This is a genomic window from Cryptosporangium phraense (assembly GCF_006912135.1).
Taxonomy (GTDB): domain Bacteria; phylum Actinomycetota; class Actinomycetes; order Mycobacteriales; family Cryptosporangiaceae; genus Cryptosporangium; species Cryptosporangium phraense.
Genome location: NZ_VIRS01000012.1, coordinates 54,973 through 73,888 on the forward strand (window position 1 = coordinate 54,973; position 18,916 = coordinate 73,888).

An 18,916-nucleotide genomic window follows, 5' to 3' on the forward strand; every position below is an offset into this window, starting at 1 on the left:
CGGTTCCGATGCGCCAAGCCCTCCTGCTCCTCGCCGACTCCCGGCTGCCGGCCGGGGCCCACGCCCACAGCGGCGGGGTCGCCCCGGCCGTCGACGAGGGCCTGATCAGCGGCGATCTCGCCGACGTCGTCGAGTTCCTGCGCGGTCGCCTCCACACCGCCGGCCTCCTCGCCGCCGCCGTGGCCGCCCGAGCCTGCCACCTGGCCGCAGCCACCCCCGCCCCGACAGAGGCCCGGCCCGCAGCCGCGAGCCCCGCGCCGGGCGCGGCCGCGGCCGACGCGACCTGGGCGGAGCTCGACGCCGCCGTCGACGCGCGTACCCCCTCGCCGGCCCAGCGCCAGACCTCCCGCGCCCAAGGACGAGCCCTCCTCCGCGTCGCCCGCCAGGCCTTCCCGCACCCGGCCCTGCAGACCCTGGGCACCCATCCCCACCACCCGATCGCCCTCGGCGTCGCCGTCCACGCCGCACACGGCACCCCCCACGAAGCCGCCGCCCTGGCCGTCGCCGCGAGCATCAACGGCCCCGCCTCCGCCGCCGTCCGCCTGCTCGGCCTGGACCCACTCGCCCTCACCGCCGCGCACGCGGCCCTGACCCCGACGGCGGACGCGGTCGCCACCGAAGCCGCCCAGTACGCCGACCGCCCCACGGACGCGCTCCCCGCGCCGTCCGCTCCCCTACTGGACCTGCTCGCGCAGGCCCACGCCCGTTCGGAGGTGCGTCTCTTTGCTTCCTGATGCCCACACCCTCGCGCACGCCAACGGCGAACCGCACGACCACGACGTCTTCGAACAGCACGCGCCGCTCACCGGCGAACTCGCGCCGAAGACGACGAAGCGCGCGTTCCGCGTCGGCGTCGGCGGCCCGGTCGGCTCCGGCAAGACCGCGCTGGTCGCCGCGCTCTGCCGCACGCTCGGCCCGGAGCTGCAGCTCGGCGTCGTCACGAACGACATCTACACGACCGAGGACGCCGACTTCCTGAAGAAGTCCGGCGTGCTCGCCCCCGAGCGCATCGCCGCGGTCGAGACCGGATGCTGCCCGCACACCGCGGTCCGCGACGACATCGCCGCCAACCTCGACGCCGTCGAAGGGCTGGAGGAGTCGTTCGCCCCGCTCGAGCTCGTCCTCGTCGAGAGCGGCGGCGACAACCTCACGATGACGTTCAGCCGCGGGCTCGTCGACGTCCAACTGTTCGTCCTGGACGTCTCCGGAGGAGACAAGGTGCCGCGCAAGGGCGGACCCGGGGTCACCGGGTCCGACCTGCTCGTCATCAACAAGACCGACCTGGCGCCGCTCGTCGGCGCCGACCTCGGCGTGATGGACCGGGACGCGGCCGCGGTGCGCCGCGGCAAGCCGGTCGTGTTCCAGTCGCTGCGGGAGGAGCCGTCGGCCGCGACGGTGGCCGGCTGGATCCGCGAGGCCCGCGACCGGTGGCTGCGTGAGGGCTAGCGCGCGGGCGGTCGCCGAACTCGTCGGCGACCGTACGGTCCTGCGGACGCTGAAGTCCCAGCCGCCGATCGTGCTGCGCCAGACCGACCGCGGGCTCACGATGGTCACCGGCGCGGCCGGACCGCTCGGCGGCGACCGCACCGACCTCACGGTCTCGGTCGGCGACGGCGCGTCCCTCGACGTCGGCTCGGCCGGCGCCTCGCTGGCCCTGCCCGGGGCGCACGGCGGGTCCAGCGAGGCACTCGTGTCGCTGCACGTCGGCGCGAACGCGTCGCTGCGCTGGGAACCGCAGCCGCTGGTGGTCGCGACCGGCGCCGATCACGTCGCGACGCTCGACGTCTCGCTCCACGAGTCGGCCCGCCTCACGCTCGTCGAGACGCTCGTGCTCGGCCGCCATGCCGAGGAGCCCGGCCGTCTGCGCACCCGCTGGCGCGTCCGCCGCGCCGGTCGCACGCTGCTCGCCCAGGATCTCGAGATCGGCACCGGCGCCCCCCGCGGGTGGGACGGTCCCGCCGTGCTGGGCGGCGCCCGCGTCGTCGCGACGGCCCTCGCCGTCGATCCCTTCCGGTCTCTCGATCACGCCGCCCGGCGGAACACCGAACCCGAGGTCCGGTGCGAGGTCATGCCGCTAGCCGACCTCTCTGCGGTAGTGATCACGGCCGTGGGGCCGGACACGGTCCGGGTAGGACGGGCGCTCGGGGCCTTGACGGAGACCGTCTCGCAGTAAACACTTACTGCGTGAGCGAGAGCAGAGAGGCCCTCCTTGCGGCCGCCGCCGAGGAGTTCGCGCAGTACGGGCTGCACGGTGCTCGGATCCGCGCGATCGTCGCCCGCGCCGGCGTCAACGAGCGCATGATCTACCACCACTTCGGCAGCAAGGAAGGCCTGTACGGAGCGGTCATGGACGAGCAGCGCCGGGCCATCGCGGAGGCGTGGTGGCCGGCCCTGGAGAAGGCTCGGGAGATGGAGCCGCTCGAGGGCATGCGGTACGTGCTCCGGTCGTCGCTCGACCTGGCGATCGCCCACCCGCACCGGTCGGCGCTGTTCCTGCAGGAGCAACTGGCCGGGCACTTCGGCACGTTGCATCCGACCTCGCCCGAGCAGTTGCCCGCGCAGATCCGGGAGCTGTACGAGCGAGGGCAGCGCGACGGCGTCTTCCGGAAGGACCTGCCGTTCGTCCTGGCCTACAGCACGGCGATCGGCTCGATCATGGCGATGGGCGCCACGAGCGCGAAGTCGTTCGAGTTCCTGGCCCCGGTCCTGGCGATGGGCGAGGACCGGGCGAAGGAGCTGGTGATCGACCAGTTCGTGCAGGGAATGACCCCGCCTTCCAACTGAATTCCCCGCTGCTTTTTTGACGTGCAGTCTGCAGTAAATGTTTACCGCGCAGTAAATGTTTACCGATCCGAAGGAGAGGACCGTGACCGTCACGGAGGACAACAGCAAGCTGACGCCCGAGCTCCTGAAGCTCGCCGGCGTCATCATGCTCGGCGCGATCATGATGCAGCTCGACGTCACGATGATGTCGATCGCGACGAACACGCTGATCAACGACTTCCACACCACGCTCTCGACGTTCCAGTGGGTCAGCACCGGCTACCTGCTGTCGATGGCGAGCGTCATCCCGATCGCCGGGTGGGCGCTGGAACGCTACGGCGCCCGGACGATGTGGATGTTCACGCTCGTGGTGTTCCTGCTCGGCTCGGTGCTGTGCGGGATGGCCTGGTCGATCGGCAGCCTGATCGTGTTCCGGGTGATCCAGGGCATCGGCGCCGGCATGATCCTCCCGCTGGCCCAGTCGATCCTGGCGATCGCCGCCGGACCGGAGCGGCTCGGGCGGGTGATGGCGACGATCGGTCTCCCCGCGCTGCTCGGCCCGGTTCTGGGGCCGATCCTCGGTGGGCTCATCGTCACGAACCTGTCGTGGCGCTGGATCTTCTACGTCAATCTGCCGATCTGCGCGCTCGCGCTGCTGCTCGCGCCGCGGTTCCTGCCCCGGATCGCACCCGGGGCCGCGCGCACCCCGCTGGACGTGCTCGGGCTGGTGCTGCTCGCGCCGGCGTTCGCGGCGATGATCTACGGCTTCGCCGAGGCCGGACGCAACGGCAGCTTCTCCGACGTCGCGGTCATCGGGCCGGTCGTCGGGGGGCTGGCCCTGCTGGTGCTGTTCACGCTGCACTCGATCCGCCGGGGTGCCCGGGCGCTGATCGACGTCCGGTTGTTCCGGGTGCGCTCGTTCGCCGCCGCGGCCGGGCTGATCGTCGTCGCCAGCGGCGTCATGTTCGGGGCGCTGGGCCTGCTGCCGCTCTACTACCAGCAGGTCCGGGCCGAGGACGCGCTGCACACCGGGTTGCTGCTGATCCCGCTGGGGCTCGGGATGGGCTCGTCGCTGGTGGTCGCCGGGCGGCTCGCCGACCGGTTCCCGGCCGGTCCGATCGCGTTGGTCGGCCTGGTGCTCGGGGGGCTCGGAGGGCTGGCCTACACCGCGCTCGGTGCGGGCACGAGCTACGTGCTGATCGGGCTGGCCGAGGTGTTGAGCGGGATCGGCATCGGCGCGGTGCTCGTGCCGGTGATGAGCGCGGCCCTGCGCGGGCTGTCCCCGGAGGCGATTCCGCGGGCCAGCGTGTCGGTGCGGATCTTCCAGCAGCTCGGGGCGTCGCTCGGGAGCGCGGTGCTGTTCGTCGCGCTGCAGCGTCAGATCACCGATCGGGTGTCGGCGACCGGCCCGACTCCCGACGCGCTGGCGTCGTCGTTCGGCTCGACGTTCTGGTGGATAGTCGCGTTCGCCGCGGTCGCGGTCGTCCCCGCGCTGTTCCTGCCGTTCCGTCGGCGGCGAGCCGTCCAACCGTCCACGGAGGAGCTGACGACGGTGTGAGCTCCGGCGCCCCGGGCCTCCGCGCGGAGGCCCGGGCCGCCGTGGGTCAGGCCAGGGAGACCAGGCGGGCGCCGCCGTCGGACTCCAGGACCGTGCCGGTGAGGTTGCGGTTCGTGGCCGCCAGCACGACGGCCTCGGCGACGTCGTCCGCGGACGCGACCCGACGGGCCGGCAGCACTCCGGCGATCTGGTCGAACAGCGCCCGGCGGGCGTCGTCCGGGGTGCTGCTCCACCAGGGGGTGTCGACGAGCCCGGGCGAGACCGCGTTGACACGGATCGGCGCCAGCTCGACCGCGAGCGGCCGAACGAGCCCCTCGACCGCGGCGTTCAACGCCGACAGACCAGCGGTGCCGGGCATCCCCATCCGCGCCGACGACGCACTGACCAGCGTGATCGACCCGTCCGCGGACAGCTGCGGCAGCACGGCCTTGATCGCGCCGAGATGGACCCAGAACTTGGCGTCGAACGCCCGGCGCAGAACGTCGAGGTCGAGGTCGGCGACCGGGCCCATCCCCTCGGCCCCGCTGACCGTGACGACCAGCCAGTCGATCGTGTTCACCGACGCGGCCAGGTCGCCCAGCGCGGTCGGGTCGGCGGCGTCGGAGCGGTGACCGATCAGGTCGGGGTCGGTGGCGGCGAGATCGTCGAGACGACGCTTGTCGCGCCCGCTGACGTGGACGGTCGCGCCGAGCGCGCGCAGTTGCCGGGCCGTGGCCAGGCCGATGCCGGACGTGCCACCGAGAACGAGTGCTGTCTTTCCAGGCATGCGGGGACTCCCAATTTCGAACCGTCGCGTCTCGTTTTAGACTAGCCCCATGACGGCCGGACGCAAGCGGAGCGAGGAGAGCCGGAGCGCGATCCTCACCGGTGCGGTCGAGCTAGTCCGCGAGATCGGCTACGGCCGGTTGACGATCGAGGGCATCGCGGCCCGGGCCGGCGTCGGCAAGCAGACGATCTACCGGTGGTGGCCGTCGCGGGCCGACGTGCTGTTCGAGGCGCTCGCGACCCACGCCGACCTGGAGATCTCGGCCGACGACCACGGGTCGTACCGGGCCGACCTGCGCGCGTTCCTGTCGGAGTCGTTCGCGCTGGCCGAGGCGTCCGGGGTGGCGGAGATCCTGCGGCCGCTGATGGCCGAGGCACAGCTCGACCCGGCGTTCGGCGACCGGTTCCGGGACGCGTTCCTGACCCGTCGGCGGGCGGCGCTGCGCCGGGTGCTGGACCGGGCCGCGGAGCGCGGCGACCTCCCGGCGCAGCCGCCGCCGGACCTGGTGATCGACGTCGTGTTCGGCGTGCTCTGGTACCGGGTGCTCGCGACCCGCGAACCGCTGGTGCCCACGCTCGCCGACGAGCTCACCGAACTGCTGGCTCCAGCAGCGTCGCCAGCGCCGGGTGCTCGATGAGGCTGCGCGGGGACGGGCCGGGCGTCAGCAGGCCGCGCCGGACGAACGTCCGGAGGATCTCGCCGCCGAGCGCGCCGCCGAGGTGCGGGCGGCCGGCGGTGGCGTCGAGGCAGCCGATGGCGAGCTTCCGCCGTCCGACGTCCGGGTAGTCGACGTCGAGCCGCTCCAGGGCTGCGGCCAGGCCGTCGCCGGGGGTGAGCACGGACTCGGCGTCCGGGCCGGGGATCAGGGCGCCCTCCGCGACCAGCCGGTCTAGCAGCCGGACGCCAGCGTCGCCGGCCAGGTGGTCGTAGCAGGTCCGGGCCCGGGCGAACGCCGAGAGCTCGCCCTCGTCGCCCGGGGTTCTGGCGCTCGGGGCGCCGACGTCCAGGGCCAGTGACTCCACGGCCGCGATCAGCGCGCGGACGGCGTCCGGATCGGTGACGTCGTAACGGGTGGAACGGCCCTCGCGCGACGTCCGGACCAGACCGGACGCGCGCAGCGCGGCGAGGTGGTTACCGAGGCGGGAGGGGGTGAGGCCGAGTCGCTCGGCCAGCGCGGACTGAGCGGACGGACCCCGGGTGGCGAGCAGGCGCAGGACCTCGAAGCGGATCGGGTCACCGACCGCGCCCAGTACGTCCGCCAGGTCCGCCATGGTTTGATCCTGCCCCACAACGACAATTCATGCATTCATGAAGCGTCATAGCGTGGAAGGTCGTCTCCTGTTCGGGACCGGCATCAACGGCATCGGCGGCGGGCTCTGGTTCACGATCTGGGCGCTGTACCTGACCCGGGTGATCGGCCTGCCCGCCGGTCGGCTGGGGCTATCGCTCGCGGTGGCCGGAGTCGTCGGGATCGCGCTGTCGCTGCCCGGCGGGGCGATCGCCGACCGGTTCGGCGCGCGCCGGGTCGCGCTGACGATCAACCTGGTGCGCGCGGTCGCCTGCCTGGCCTTCCTCGCGGTGGACGGGCTGGTCGCGCTGACGCTGGTCGCGGCCGTGTTCAACGGGGCCCAGGTGGTCGGGTCCGGGGTCGGGAACGCGCTCATCACCGGGCTGTTCGACGATGAGCGGCGGATGCGGATGCTGGCCCGGTCGCGGGCCGCCGTGCACGCCGGGAACACGGTCGGGGCCGGGATCGGGGCGGCCGTGCTGGCCGTGGATCAGCGGTGGGCCTACGCGGCGGCGATCGTGTTCAACGCGGTCACGTTCGTGGTGAACGCGGGGCTGCTGGCCGGGGTGCCGGAGACGCCGACCCGGCGACGGCTGAGCCGGTGGGCGGGGCTGCGCGGGCCCGCGATCCGGGACCGGCGGTACCTGCTGGCGATGGCCCCGATCACCGCGCTGACCGCGTGCTGGGCCGTGCAGTCGACCGGGATTCCGCTCTGGGTCGTGTCGTCGACGTCGGCCCCGCCGGTGGTGGCCGCGGGCACGGTGATCGTCAGTTCGGTGCTGATAGCCGGGTTGCAGAGCGCGGTGAGCGCGCGGGTGCTGACGATCCGGCAGGGCGCGGTCGCGGCGACGCTCGCCGGGGTGGTGCTCGCGGTGAGCTGCCTGGTGTTTCTTCCGGCGGCCGGGAAGGGGGCGGGATGGGCGGCGGTGATCGTGCTCGGGGGTGGGTTGCTGCATGTAGTCGGTGAGCTGTTGTTCGTGAGTGGGCAGTGGGCGGTGTCGGTGGGGTTGATGCGGGAGGAGTTTCGGGGGGAGTACCTGGGTGTGAGCGCGGCGATGACCGGGGTGGTGCAGGAGTTCGCGCCGGGGGTGGTGGTGGGGTTGGTCGGGGGTTTGGGTGGGGTGGGATGGGTGGCGATGGCGGGGTTCTTCGTCGCGTGTGCGGTGCCGATCCTGCCCCTGGCCGCGCGAGCGGCGTCTGGCGTGGGGGACGCAGCCGGCGTGGCCGGGGCCGGCGGAGCCGGCGCGGGTGACGGGGGCGGGGTGGGCGCGGGGGCCGTCAGTTGATGGGTTCGGCGGGCATGGTGGCTCGGACGGCGTCGAGGAGGGCGTCCCGCGTTGCGAGCGTGGTGCGAGCCCGGCCCCGGGACTCGCCGAGGGCGATCTCGGCGGCGTCGATCGCGCGCCAGTCGTCCAGCGTGAACACCCGGACGCCCCGCTCGGCCAGTAGATCGGTGACCGCGTCGCGGCCCGGCCGCTCGGCCCGGGGCAGAGCCCCGGAGGTCGCGTCCTCGAGCAGCGTGGCGACGGTCTCGTGCGCGTCGGCCTTGTTCGTGCCGATCACCCCGCTGGGCCCCCGCTTGATCCACCCGGCGACGTACTCCCCGGCCGCCGCCACCCCGTCGCGCACCACCCGCCCCTGCTCGTGCGGCACCACGTTCAGACGCGAGTCGAACGGCAGGCCCACCATCGGCACCCCGCGGTACCCGACCGACCGCACGACCAGCTGAGCCTCGATCACCGACCGCTCCCCGGTCCCGACCACAGACCCGTCGTCAGCGAGCGCGGTGCGCTCGACGACCACCCCCTCGACCCGGTCACGGCCCAGGATCTCCACCGGCCGGGTGAAGAACCGCAGGTGGACCCCGGTAGGGCCGCTCCCGCTCTCGTCTGCCTCGGCCCACCCTCGCAGTACGTCGACGTTCCGAGCCACCGCCCGGTCGGAAGCCAGGATCGCGTCGGTGGCCGGATGCGGCGCCAGATCGGCCGGATCCACCCGCACGGAGACGCCCTCGAGCTTGCCCAGCTCGCGCAGCTCCTTCGTGGTGAACGCGGCATGCGCTGGGGACCGACGTCCGAGCAGGTGAATCTGACGAACCGGGCAGCTCCCCAGCGCGCTCAGGACGTGCTCGGGCATGTCGGTGTGATCGAGCGCCCCGCACCGCGCCAGCACCCGCCCAACATCCAGCGCAACGTTCCCCACCCCGACGACCACCGCCGACCGCGCCGTCAGCAACGCCTCCTCGACCGCCCCCCGGGCCGCGTCAGGATGGCCGCAGTACCAGGCGACGACGTCGGTGGCGGGCAGGCTGCCGGGAAGGTCCTCGCCCGGTATACCGAGCCGCCGGTCGGCCGAGGCCCCGAACGTGTAGACGACCGCGTCGTAGTGGCGGCGGAGCTCCTCGACCGTGAGGTCGGTACCGAGCTCGACGTTGCCGAGGAAGCGCACCGACGGGTCCCGGAGCAGGCGCCAGAGCGTCTCCCGGATGCCGCGGATGCTCAAATGATCGGGCGCCACGCCGTACCGCACCAGCCCGAACGGCGTAGGGAGCCGATCAAGGACGTCGACGTCGATCTCCACGTCGGTCTGCCGGGTCAGCGCCTCGGCCGCGTAGATACCCGAGGGGCCTGATCCGACGACAGCTACCCGAAGTGGTCGCTGGTCCACTCGTTCACAGTACGTCGGACGGGTGCGGGCACCACCAAAACCCACAAACGAACGCCCGAGGTCGCGACCGCGCCCGCGCGGTGACCCCGGGCTACCCGCTGGCCGGTTGCGGCGACCGCGTCGAGGAGAACGGGGGCAGGGATCTGGCGTGTCGCCGGCCTTCGCGAGCGGTGACCAACCGTGCGAGGGCTGGTGACCGGCCTCGGCCGCGAGATGGATCGTGGGCTCTCTGCCCGCCGCGCGACCGATAGGCCGACAGCCGCTGTCGAATCCCCGGGCAGGTTCCGCGTGGTCAGTCCGCGGCCCTGAGCCCGTGTAGGCAGGTCGTTGACCATCCCGCCCAGATCCCGTCGCACGGCTGATCGCGTAACAGCCCGCGCCCCTACTGCTGCGGCGATCCGGCCGCGAAAGCACCAGCCTGGGTTGCCGCCGGATCCCGCCGATGCCCCTCCGCCGTGGACGCGGTGACCAATCCCCAGCCCCTGGCGCCGCAGAACTGGCGGACGCCCCTATCCCCCTGCCGCCGTCGGCCGGCCGGCCGGCCCAGCAATACCCCGCCTTGCCGCACCCTGCCTTCCCGGCTGCCCCAGCCCCGCTCGCTACCTCGGACCCGATCGGCAACCTCCCGTGGCCCAGTGGGCAACTCCCGGCCCCGCCTGTCGCCGGCCCGCACAGCAATCGCCGGCCCCGCCGCTTCCAACTCGCCCGCACCGCAGACCCGATTGACGACCTCGGCCCGACCGGTCGCCGGAGGCCCAACGGGCAACTTCAGGGACCACCTGTCGAGGCCGACCCGGCAACGAACCTCAGCCCCCTGCCACCGCGGGCCCGCCCGGCAACCCCCCGCCTCGCCGCGCCCGGCAACCCCCCGGCCTCGCCGCACCCGGCAACCCCCCGGCCCGACCGCCCTCCGCCCGGCAGCCCCTGCCCACCCGGCCATGCCGCACCCGGGCCCGGCCCCTACCTGCCCGGCTGGGCCCGGCCGCCGCCGGCCGGGGGTGCACCCGCGGCTTCGCCGGCCCGACGCGCCGGTCCGGCGCTACAGCTCGGCCAGGACGCCGGCCGGCAATTCGACCGGGCGGTCCGGCGACTCCCGGTAGACGCGAATCAACACCGACACCCAACTCCGATACGGCGACCAGCGACGGGCGACCTCGTTCAGCCGGGCCGGCTCGCTGCCCGGGAGTCGATAGAGCTGCACCATCGTCGCGTGCAGCCGGCGCTCGGCCTGGGCGAATACGTCGGGCGCGCCGGCGCCTCGGATCAGCGTCAGCTCGGCTGAGAACGGGCCGATGCCGGGCAGGCGCTGCAGGTCGGCCATGGCCTCGGCGGGGTCCAGGGCGCGGAGCCGCTCGCCGGTGAGGCGCCCCTCGGCGGCGGCCCGGGCCAGCGCGTGCAGGCGCTCGACCTTGGGCTGCGGTACGCCCTCGAGTTCGCTGGTGGCGAGCAGCGTCGCCGGATCGGGGAACGCGAACATCTCGACCCCGGCGATCGTCCGGCGCTCGCCGTGCCGAGACGCGATCCGGGCCTTGACCGCGGCCGCTTGGGCGATGCGCACCCGGTGACTGAGCACGGCCCAGCAGGCGGCCTCGTACGGCGAGTAGAAGCACACCGGACGCAGACCGGCGAACCTGGCCTGCAACGCACCGACCACCGGATCGGCCGCCCCGATCGCGGCGAACCCGGACCCGTCGACGTCGAGCGAGAGGATTCGCGCCAGCTGCGTCGACGCCCGCGCCCGGACGTCGTCGGGGACCTCGTCGTCGAGATCGGCCACCACCGCGCCGTCGGCGCGCTGAATCACGGCGAGCCCCACGGCCGGCCACTCGGCACCGGGGGTCTCGACCGGGAACGCGAACCGCAGGACGCCGTCGTCGGCGCCGGTGTACCGAGCCGGGCCGAAGCCCTCGAGAAACCGGGTGCTGGCCGCGAGCGAGAACGGCCCGCTGGGCGTCAGGACAATGGCAGTCACCAGACCCTCCTTCCGACGCCCCCGGTTCTACCCCTCCCCTCCGACAGTTCCGCTCACCACGGCATCCGGAACAGATCGCCCTCCGGCGTGCGGTGGTAGAGCCGGTGGACGTGGCCACCGGAGGCGATCCGTTCGTCGGCGACGAAGTAGACGTCGCCGGGGCGGGTCACGCTGATCGAGACCGTGCGCAGCAGCGCCACCGGCCGCACGAAGCCCAGCGCGTCGACCTCGCGGGCGTCGCCGCCACCGAGGTAGACGGTCCCGTCGGACGCGGCCGCCAGCGCGTACACACTCGGGATGCCGACGATCGTGGCCTGCACGTTGTTGCGGAACGGCCCGGTCGTCCCGTCGCCGGCGAACGTCCGGATGAAGCCGGAGCCGACGCGGACGACCCGGACCCTCCGGTTGCCCTGATCGGCGATGTACAGCCGCTCGCCGTCCGGGTCGACCGCGACGGCGGTCGGCGTGTTGAGCAGCGCCCAGCTCGCGTACAGGCCGTCGCCGCCGAAGCCGGTCTGTCCGGTTCCGGCGAACGCCTCGATGGTTCCGCCGGTCACCCGGCTGACCCGATTGCGGGTCTGCTCCGCGATGAAGAGGACGCCGTTCCGGCTCACCGTGATCGTGAACGGCTCGGACAGGCGAACGGACGTGCTGCGGGTCCGGCCGCTGACCGGGCGGTTGCCGCCGCCGGCGACCGTCGTGATCGTGCCGTCGGAGGAGACCTTGCGGACGCGGCGGTTGCCCTGGTCGGCGATGTAGAGGTTGCCGTTGCCGTCGAGCGCGAGCGGGCCCGGGTTGCTGAGCGACGCTTTCACCGCGGTGCCGCCGTCGCCGGAGAAGCCGTCGGAACCATTGCCGGCCACGACGACCGGCGAGGAGCCGGAGAGGCCGCGGGCGTCGATCCTCCGGACCTCGTTGTGGGCGGGGTCGGAGACGTAGATCGTCGTGCCGCCGACGGCGACGCTGCCCGGGCCGGGGACGACGTCCGGGCCGGCCGAGAGCGTGCTGACGCCGAGCCCGACGACGACCGCGGCGAGGGCCGCGCCCAGGATCGCCGCCCCACCCGCCATCGCCCGTCCCCGTGGGAGCAGGCGGGCCAGCCGGCCGCGGGGGCGGTCCGAGTCGGCCCAGAGCCAGGCCGGGGTCGCGCTCACCACGAGCGCACCGTCCCGTGGGGGTCCCCAGGCGACGACGTCCGCGCGCCCGCCGCCCGGATCGCCCCGGGCCCCGACACCCGCCGCCGGCGCAGGCCACGCCTCCCGGTCCGGCTCGGCCGGAAGGCGATCGCGAGCCCGCCGATCGATGCCCTCCGGTCCCGCGGCCACGGCCTGCGCAGCGCCATCAGGCCCGACGGCGGCGCCCGGCCCGCCAACGCCAGCCCGGCCAGCGGCGGGATCTCGGCCGACGGCGCCTCTCCGCCCACCAGCGCCGCGGCCGGCCGCGGCACCGCGCCCGGCCGCGCCCGGCCCACCGGCGCCACGCCCGGTGGCGGGATCTCGGCCGGCCGGACGCGGGATCGGGCGTGGTCCGAGCTCGAGCGGGCCGGACGACACCTCGTCCAGGCGGGTCGGAGGCAGACCCCAGGGCCAGTCGGGCAGACGCCGGCCCACCGTCGTCTCGAACGGGCGGACCCCGCTGCCTCCCCGGCCGGGCCGGGCCGACCGGGCCGCGTCGCGGACGTCGTCCCCCACCCGCACCGGCAGACCGGCCCGGGCCAGCCAGTCCGAGCCGTACGCCCCGGCCGCCGCCGTCGCCAGGTCGAGCGCGAAGGCCCGCGCGGTCGGCTGCCGGTCGTCGACGTCCTTCGACAGGCCGCGCAGGATCACCGCCGCCACCCGGGTCGCGACGTCCGGCATCGGGGGCGGCGGGGTCGCCTGGTGCGCGACCAGCATCGCGGCCGGCGACAACTCCCCCGCGAACAGCGGCCGCCCGGTGAGCAGCCGGTAGAGCACGACGCACAGCGAGTACAGGTCGGTCGCCGGCCCGAGCCGGCCGAGCGACGCCTGCTCCGGCGCCATGTACACCGGCGACCCGACGAACGAACTCGATGCCGCCGTCGTCCCGTCGAACAGCTTCGCGATCCCGAAGTCGGCGACCTTGACCGTCCCGTCCCCGGCGAACAGCAGGTTGTCGGGTTTGATGTCCCGGTGCAGGATCCGTCGGCCGTGCGCGGCCGACAACGCGTCCGCGACCGCGAGACCGAGTCCGCACGCGTACTCGGGCGTCACGCGGCCGAGGCCGCGCGCGCCCAGGCTCCCGCCGTTCAACCGCTCCATCACCAGCAGGTACAGGCCGTCGTACTCCACGTAGTCGTGCAGGCGGACGATGTGGGGATGGTCGAAGTCGGCCAGCACGCGGGCCTCGGCCAGGAACCGGTCTTCGGACGGACCCTGCTCCCCCAGCACCTTGATCGCGACCGCACGCCCGAGCCGGCGGTGGGTGCCGGCCACGACGAGACCGAAAGCGCCGCGACCGAGTTCCGCACCCAGCTCGTAGCCGGGTAGCGCCTCCTCGATACGCGCACGATCGACGATCATCCGGTCAAGTCTCGTTCCGTCCTCGTACCGTCCACAACGGCGTGGAAGTCTCAACCCGGAAACAAGCCAAGGAGATGACATGTCCGATCGGCGGTTCCGGTTCGGCCTGGTGGCCGCGCCGACCATGAGTGGGGACGAGTGGGTCGGGTTGGCCCGGCGGGCCGAGTCGCTCGGGTACGACATCCTGTTGGTGCCGGACGTGCCGGAGACCGGGTCGCCGTTCCCGGCCGCGGGGATCGCCGCGGGGGCGACCACCGCGCTCCGGGTCGGGACGTTCGTGCTGGTAGCGCCGGTGCGTACGCCGTCGTCGATCGCGGCCGAGAGCCGTACGCTGGATCGGCTCTCCAATGGACGGTTCGAGCTCGGACTGGGCACCGGCCGCCCGGGTGCGGAGGCCCTCGCGGCTCAGCTCGGCACCGAGTTCCCGCCGGCCGCGGAACGCATCGCCCGCGTCGGAGCCGCCGCCGAGGCCGTCCGCGCCGCCGCGGCCCCGGGCACTGCTGGGCCGGGCGCAGCGAACCCGGGCGGTGTGGGGGCCCGGACCGGGCCGCGGATCCTCGTTGCCGGGGCGGGGCCGAGGATTCTCACGCTGGCGGCTCAGGTCGCCGACACGATCACGATCGCGCTTCCGCCGTCGGCCGACGAGGCGGCGCTCGCCCAGGCGGTGGGGTCTCTCCGCGAATCGGCCGGCGACCGGTTCGAGCAGATCGAGCTCGCGCTCAACCTCGCGGCGGTCGGTGAGAAGCCGGTTCCCGGGCTCGAGCGGTGGCTCGGGGGGACTCCGGCCGAGTTGGCCGCCCGCGGGGCGATCGGCGTGCTCACCGGCACTCCGGCCGAGATGGCCGATCGCTTGTCGAGGCGCCGCGACGAGCTCGGCATCTCGTACGTCGCCGCCAACGCCGCCGCCATCGACGATCTGGCCCCGGTAGTCGAACGCCTGACCGGCACCTGACCCTCCGGCGCCGGTGCCGGGGGTGGCCCGGCTGGGGCTATCGCGGCGCGGCCGACAGCGCCAAGCCCCAGGCGACGGCATAGCGGTGACCCAGTCGGCCGGCCACGTTTCCACGGCCCAGGCCGACGCCGTCCGGCAGCACGGCGTCCACCACCCGGAGCACCTCGTCGTCGCCGGCCGGGCCGCCGACCACCAGCACGGTTCCGCCGGACGCCCCGGCCAGCCCGCGCCGTACCGCTGTGCCCAGCACGGCCTGCTTCAACGAAAGGCGGAACGAGCGCCACTCGGCCGGTCCGATCCGGACCGTGACCGGCAGCAGACCGGCCGGCCCCGGCGCCGCGAGCCATCCGACGGTGCCCGGCGGCTGCGGCGCGGGCAGGAACGTCTTGTCGCCGTCCTCCTGGGTCGCCAACTGCGGCGTCTCCACCCGCACGGCCGGACCGCGCTTCGCCCACTCCGCGACGCCCCGCGTCACCCCCAGCCCGAGCGCCACCGCCGCGGTCAACAGGTCTCCCCCACCGGCCATCACCCGCTCCCCGACCGCCCCGCCCCCAGCCCCGCCGACCCCGCCCCTGCCTCCGTCGACCCCGCCCTCGGCGAGGCCGCCGCCGACACCCGCGCCGCCCCCGGCCACACCCGCGCCGCCCCCGGCTTCGCCGGGACCGACGCCGGCGCCGACCACGTCGACGGTCCCGCCGCCCAGGTCGAGGACCACTGCGTCCGGCGGGGCGCCCGGCGTCGTCAGCGCTCCGCGCAACGCGGCCGACGCCTCGCTCGGCGCGCACCGCACCGGCACGCCCAACGCCTCCGCCAGCAACTCCGACGCCGGCACCGGCCCGCCCGACGGCAGCAACCCGGCCAGCACGAACCCCGACTCCCCGGCTCCGGCCCGCACCAGCAGTGACGACGCGAGCGCCCCCACGTCCACGACGGCCAGGTCGTCCACGTCCACCGGCTCGGCGCCCTCGAGGACGTAGGCGATCGCGTCCACGTCCCGCCGCGCCGCGTCGGCCAGCGACACGTCGCCGGACGGCGTCCGAATGAGGCTGGAAGGGGTGCTGACGACGGGCGGAGCCACCGGGAGGGCGGCCACGACCGCGCTCGAGACGTCGGCCACCCGGCGGGCCACCCGGCGCAGCGCAGCGGTCTCGGACGCCCCGGCCGACAACGCACCGGCCAGGAACAACGGATCGGTCAGCCGTCGCAAGGGACGTCCGGCCTCCGCGACCTCCACCGCCACCGCGGACGCCGAGGCCACCTCGGACAGGTCCACCCCGTCGACGACGGGCACCGGCGCGCCGAGCCGGTTCGCCACCAACCGGGCCTCGTCCGCGGCCAGCAGCACCCCGACGATCGGCGCCCCCGCCGAGATCAACTCCCGCAGCCGAGGCACCGCCTCCCGGTACCCACCCGCCACGAGCACCACGACCGACCCGCCCGCCACCGACCCGCCTACCGGCGGCCCGCCGGCCAGCGGCCCGGCCACCCGGGCCAAGGTCTCCAACGGCACCGGCCGCCCGACCCCCACCCCCGACCCACCCGGCGACGAAACCCCAGCCGCCACCACCGCGAACCGCCCCGTATCCACCGGAGCCGCCCGCACCACCCCGGCCGACACCCGCACCGGACGCAACGGCGCCACCGCCGCCCCCACCAACTCCCCACCCACCCGCCGCACCAACCGGCGCACCAACGCCGCCGCACCCTGCACCGACGACGGCGAGCCCTTCACACCCCGGGTCATCGTCCGGTCCCAGGCCACGGGCTCGCCGGTCGCGACCGAGGCGAGCACGACCTCGGTCGTGGCGTTGCCGACGTCGACGCCCGCGACGACCCTCAGCGACACAGACCGCGCCGCTGGTAGACCGCGGCCGCCTCCCGCACCAACTCGGCGTTGATCACCGCGCCCCGCTCGGCCAGCCAATCGGCGATCTCGGACAGCTCCTCGAACGTGCTCCGGCGCGGGCGCAACGCCTCGTAGATCCGCATCACGTCGTCGTCGTCGAGCGCGGTGAGCTCGGCGGCCCGCCGGAAGTTCGCCGCCAACTGCGGGTTGCCGTGCTGCGAAGCCACCTGGGCCTGGTGCTCCAGCGTCTCCGGATGGATCCGCAGGTCATCGGCCGACACCTCACCGGCCCGCACGGAGTCCAACGTCACCGAGTCCAGCGCCCGCCCAGAAAAGGCCTTCATTCAGCCACCTTCAGCTCGTCCGGGCCGATCGGCGCGCAGCAGCCCCGCTCCACCGCGATCAGCGACACCACCGCGGTGTGGTACCGCGCCTCGATCGCTTCGTCGGTGTACGGGTTCTTGGCCGGCTCCGGAATCGCGCCTCGCGCGTGCCGGGCCGCGTTCACCCCGAGCAGCCGGTAGTCACCCCGTCCCAGCACCGGCGCCACCGAGTACAGCTCGAGGTTGGCCAGCGGCGGCAGGTCCCGCCGGTGGATCAGCGCGGTGCCCTTCGCCTGCAGCCCGACCGACACGCCGGACCCGGCCAACCGGGCCGCCGACAGCCCGATCATGCCCAGGTCGAGCGTGTCGTTCACCCGCACCACCCGCCCGACGCAGCCCTCCTCCTCGATCCCGGCCAGGATCTCACGGAGCACGTCGACGACGGTCAGCCCGGAGAGCGTCCGCCAGATCTCCCGGCCGGTCGCCGGCGAGACGCCGATCACGACGTCCCGCGGATCGGTCCCGACGAGACCCGGCCCGGCCACCGAGATCGCGTCCGACGCCCACGAGGCCTGCTCGGCCCGGAGGTCCTCCACCGACCGCGCCTGCCGGATGTCGTCGATCTCTTTCCGACGGGCCGGGGACGGCTCGTACCCGGTGCCCGGACCGGCGTAGTCGTTCGGGTCGGTCACGGCCGAGAGCACCGACATGTCCTCGGTGAAGATCGCCGCGGTCTGCAGGTAGTCGCCCACGACCCGGGCCTTCAGCATCGCCAGCATCCGGGCGGCCTCGTCCTCGAACCCCGACTCGGCCAGCGCCGCGACCACGTCCACCATCGACAGGCCGCTCTCCCGGATCGTCCGGGCCGCGTTCAGCACGCTGAGAGCGTCGTCCCCGACCAGATCCTTCGACCCGACGGCGTCCACCGCCGCGTCGACCGACTCGTCGGACAGGTCGGCGAGGCCGAACCAGCGGTAGACGGCCTGCACCGCCTCGGCGGCGCGCCGGCGCAGCGCCTCCAGCGAGTCCGGCGGAGCGGTCCGCAGGCCGCCGTCGACACCCCAGTCACGCTGCATCGCGAGCCAGTCGTCGAGGTCCTCGGCGTTCCAGTTGCTCGGGCCGAACATGTTGTCGTAGCGCTGGATCGTGCCGAACCCGCTGCACACGAAGTCGGACCCGGCCAGCAGGATCGGCAGCGTCCGCGACGTCCTCCGGACGTCGGACTCGCTCATCAGCGCGTCGTTGCCGGTGCAGGCCTCCAGGTTGCGGGCCATCACCATCACGTTCTCGGCCATCAGCTCACGCACGCCGTTCGGCACCGCGGCCGCGACCGACGCGCCGTCGATGCCTCCGTTCTGCACGCCCTGCGCGCCGATCGCCCGGGCCAGGGCCACGCAGCGCGACTCCAGGTAGAGCATCGAGCGGCGCTCCGCGCCACCCATCAGGACCTCGGCCCCAGCTCCGGACGACACCCGCATCTTGATCCCGCGCGACGCGTAGGCCGACGTCAGGAACGCCTTCGACCAGGGCGTGTCGTCGCCGTCGGTGAAGACGTCCTCGGTGCCGTAGAGCGAGACGGTCTCGGCGTAGGAGACGAACCCGCGCAGGCCGAGCTCCAGCTCGAGCGCCTCCTCCACCGAACACTGCACGAGGACGCCGGCCGCGCCGACGGCCGCCCCGACGCTCACCGCGACCGCGTTCGAGGGTGCGTCGGCCAGTACCGGCACCGTGGTCTCGAGCTCGCGGAAGCCGTAGGCGGCCGCGGTCGCCGCGTCGGCGGCGAGCAGCAGCGGATCGTCGGCGCGGTTCGTGACGTGCCCCTGGTTGCTGGGCGTCTTGCGGGCCCGCAGCTTGGTCATCGCCATCGTGAGCTCGGCCGGCCGGAGCAGCGCCAGCACCCGGGCGAGCTTCGCCGGGGTGCAGCCCGCGATCAGGCGCACCACCTGCTGCCGCGGGACCGCGAAGTCGACGAGCATCCGGGCCAGCTGGACGTCGGTGTAGGCCATCGCCTCCTCGGCGACGTCCAGGTCGAGCCCGTGGACGGCGATGAACGCGTCGATCGTGTCGAAGTCGTCCTCGGCCACGCCGTCCAGCTCGACGACCCGGCCGTCGACCAGCCGGAGCGAGGGCTCCGGGTCGTGCGGCGAGCGCAGCGCGACCAGGCCGAGATCGGGGTTCTCGACCGCGAACCCGTCGAGGTTCACGCGCTGGGCGTCCAAGGCCCGGATCCGCCCCACGCCCATG

The 18,916-nt window shown here is 74.1% G+C and carries 16 protein-coding genes; 8 read left to right on the plus strand and 8 right to left on the minus strand.

Features of this window, described 5'->3' with window-relative positions:
- The first annotated feature begins 8 nt into the window (after positions 1-8).
- The 5 genes from FL583_RS18115 (at position 9) to FL583_RS18135 (ending at position 4,321) form a co-directional block, all read left to right on the plus strand.
- Positions 9-734: an urease accessory protein UreF gene (locus FL583_RS18115; protein ID WP_142705857.1), complete on the plus strand. Its 726-nt coding sequence runs from the start codon at positions 9-11 to the stop codon at positions 732-734.
- Positions 724-1,446 carry an urease accessory protein UreG gene (gene ureG / locus FL583_RS18120; protein ID WP_142705858.1) on the plus strand — a complete coding sequence of 241 codons (723 nt, stop codon included), beginning with the start codon at positions 724-726 and terminating at the stop codon, positions 1,444-1,446. Before FL583_RS18115 ends, ureG begins: the two co-directional genes overlap by 11 nt.
- Complete coding sequence (locus FL583_RS18125; protein WP_142705859.1) at positions 1,436-2,173, plus strand: urease accessory protein UreD; 738 nt, start codon at positions 1,436-1,438, stop codon at positions 2,171-2,173. The genes ureG and FL583_RS18125 overlap by 11 nt, the downstream gene beginning before the upstream one ends.
- Before the next feature lie 11 nt (positions 2,174-2,184).
- A complete protein-coding gene (locus FL583_RS18130; RefSeq protein WP_170323718.1) occupies positions 2,185-2,784 on the plus strand; it encodes a TetR/AcrR family transcriptional regulator in 600 nt (199 codons plus the stop codon).
- A gap of 82 nt (positions 2,785-2,866) precedes the next feature.
- Complete coding sequence (locus FL583_RS18135) at positions 2,867-4,321, plus strand: DHA2 family efflux MFS transporter permease subunit (protein WP_170323719.1); 1,455 nt, start codon at positions 2,867-2,869, stop codon at positions 4,319-4,321.
- A 46-nt stretch (positions 4,322-4,367) separates the two neighbouring features.
- Here FL583_RS18135 and FL583_RS18140 read toward each other — a convergent pair whose 3' ends face one another.
- The gene (locus FL583_RS18140) at positions 4,368-5,087 is read right to left on the minus strand and encodes an SDR family oxidoreductase (RefSeq protein WP_142705862.1); all 720 of its coding nucleotides are present in this window, start codon (positions 5,085-5,087) and stop codon (positions 4,368-4,370) included.
- 49 nt (positions 5,088-5,136) lie between these two features.
- Between FL583_RS18140 and FL583_RS18145 the strand changes: the two genes are divergently transcribed.
- Complete coding sequence (locus FL583_RS18145; RefSeq protein WP_142705863.1) at positions 5,137-5,724, plus strand: TetR/AcrR family transcriptional regulator; 588 nt, start codon at positions 5,137-5,139, stop codon at positions 5,722-5,724.
- Here FL583_RS18145 and FL583_RS18150 read toward each other — a convergent pair.
- A complete protein-coding gene (locus tag FL583_RS18150) occupies positions 5,675-6,358 on the minus strand; it encodes an ArsR/SmtB family transcription factor (protein ID WP_142705864.1) in 684 nt (227 codons plus the stop codon). The two genes, FL583_RS18145 and FL583_RS18150, sit on opposite strands and share 50 nt — an antisense overlap.
- Before the next feature lie 52 nt (positions 6,359-6,410).
- Here FL583_RS18150 and FL583_RS18155 point away from each other — a divergent pair, with 52 nt between their 5' ends.
- Entirely contained in the window at positions 6,411-7,661 is a 1,251-nt protein-coding gene (locus tag FL583_RS18155) for an MFS transporter (protein WP_170323720.1), read from the plus strand.
- Here FL583_RS18155 and FL583_RS18160 read toward each other — a convergent pair.
- The 3 genes from FL583_RS18160 to FL583_RS18170 all read right to left on the minus strand — a co-directional run bounded on the left by FL583_RS18160 (position 7,654) and on the right by FL583_RS18170 (position 13,551).
- Positions 7,654-9,042, minus strand: a complete 1,389-nt coding sequence (locus FL583_RS18160) for an FAD-dependent oxidoreductase (protein WP_205752245.1) — start codon at positions 9,040-9,042, stop codon at positions 7,654-7,656. The two genes, FL583_RS18155 and FL583_RS18160, sit on opposite strands and share 8 nt — an antisense overlap.
- A gap of 1,039 nt (positions 9,043-10,081) precedes the next feature.
- Entirely contained in the window at positions 10,082-11,014 is a 933-nt protein-coding gene (locus FL583_RS18165) for a DNA-3-methyladenine glycosylase family protein (RefSeq protein ID WP_142705867.1), read from the minus strand.
- Positions 11,015-11,067: 53 nt separating this feature from the next.
- Positions 11,068-13,551, minus strand: coding sequence for a serine/threonine-protein kinase (locus FL583_RS18170; protein ID WP_170323721.1), 2,484 nt, complete (start codon positions 13,549-13,551; stop codon positions 11,068-11,070).
- A gap of 79 nt (positions 13,552-13,630) precedes the next feature.
- On the opposite strand from FL583_RS18170, the gene FL583_RS18175 reads away from it, so the two are divergent.
- Positions 13,631-14,503, plus strand: coding sequence for an LLM class flavin-dependent oxidoreductase (locus tag FL583_RS18175; protein WP_142705869.1), 873 nt, complete (start codon positions 13,631-13,633; stop codon positions 14,501-14,503).
- Between the two features lie 37 nt (positions 14,504-14,540).
- Here the strand turns inward: FL583_RS18175 and FL583_RS18180 are convergent, their stop codons facing one another.
- Genes FL583_RS18180 through FL583_RS18190 form a run of 3 tightly spaced genes read right to left on the minus strand, consistent with a single transcriptional unit; the run spans position 14,541 to position 18,915 of the window.
- The gene (locus FL583_RS18180; RefSeq protein WP_142705870.1) at positions 14,541-16,349 is read right to left on the minus strand and encodes a diol dehydratase reactivase ATPase-like domain-containing protein; all 1,809 of its coding nucleotides are present in this window, start codon (positions 16,347-16,349) and stop codon (positions 14,541-14,543) included.
- On the minus strand, positions 16,340-16,693 hold the full coding sequence (locus FL583_RS18185; RefSeq protein WP_142705871.1) for a diol dehydratase small subunit: 354 nt from the start codon (positions 16,691-16,693) through the stop codon (positions 16,340-16,342). Before FL583_RS18185 ends, FL583_RS18180 begins: the two co-directional genes overlap by 10 nt.
- Positions 16,690-18,915 (minus strand): propanediol/glycerol family dehydratase large subunit, encoded by a 2,226-nt coding sequence (locus tag FL583_RS18190; protein ID WP_142705872.1) that lies wholly within the window; start codon positions 18,913-18,915, stop codon positions 16,690-16,692. The genes FL583_RS18185 and FL583_RS18190 overlap by 4 nt, the downstream gene beginning before the upstream one ends.
- Position 18,916: the final 1 nt, after the last annotated feature.

What these genes read in the sequence shown, in the direction of transcription:
- FL583_RS18115 (WP_142705857.1), top strand. Translation starts at nt 9, where the DNA reads ATGCGCCAAGCCCTCCTGCTCCTCGCCGACTCCCGGCTGCCGGCCGGG.
- FL583_RS18140 (WP_142705862.1), bottom strand. Translation starts at nt 5,087, where the DNA reads ATGCCTGGAAAGACAGCACTCGTTCTCGGTGGCACGTCCGGCATCGGC.
- FL583_RS18145 (WP_142705863.1), top strand. Translation starts at nt 5,137, where the DNA reads ATGACGGCCGGACGCAAGCGGAGCGAGGAGAGCCGGAGCGCGATCCTC.
- FL583_RS18150 (WP_142705864.1), bottom strand. Translation starts at nt 6,358, where the DNA reads ATGGCGGACCTGGCGGACGTACTGGGCGCGGTCGGTGACCCGATCCGC.
- FL583_RS18170 (WP_170323721.1), bottom strand. Translation starts at nt 13,551, where the DNA reads ATGATCGTCGATCGTGCGCGTATCGAGGAGGCGCTACCCGGCTACGAG.
- FL583_RS18175 (WP_142705869.1), top strand. Translation starts at nt 13,631, where the DNA reads ATGTCCGATCGGCGGTTCCGGTTCGGCCTGGTGGCCGCGCCGACCATG.
- FL583_RS18185 (WP_142705871.1), bottom strand. Translation starts at nt 16,693, where the DNA reads ATGAAGGCCTTTTCTGGGCGGGCGCTGGACTCGGTGACGTTGGACTCC.
- FL583_RS18190 (WP_142705872.1), bottom strand. Translation starts at nt 18,915, where the DNA reads ATGGGCGTGGGGCGGATCCGGGCCTTGGACGCCCAGCGCGTGAACCTC.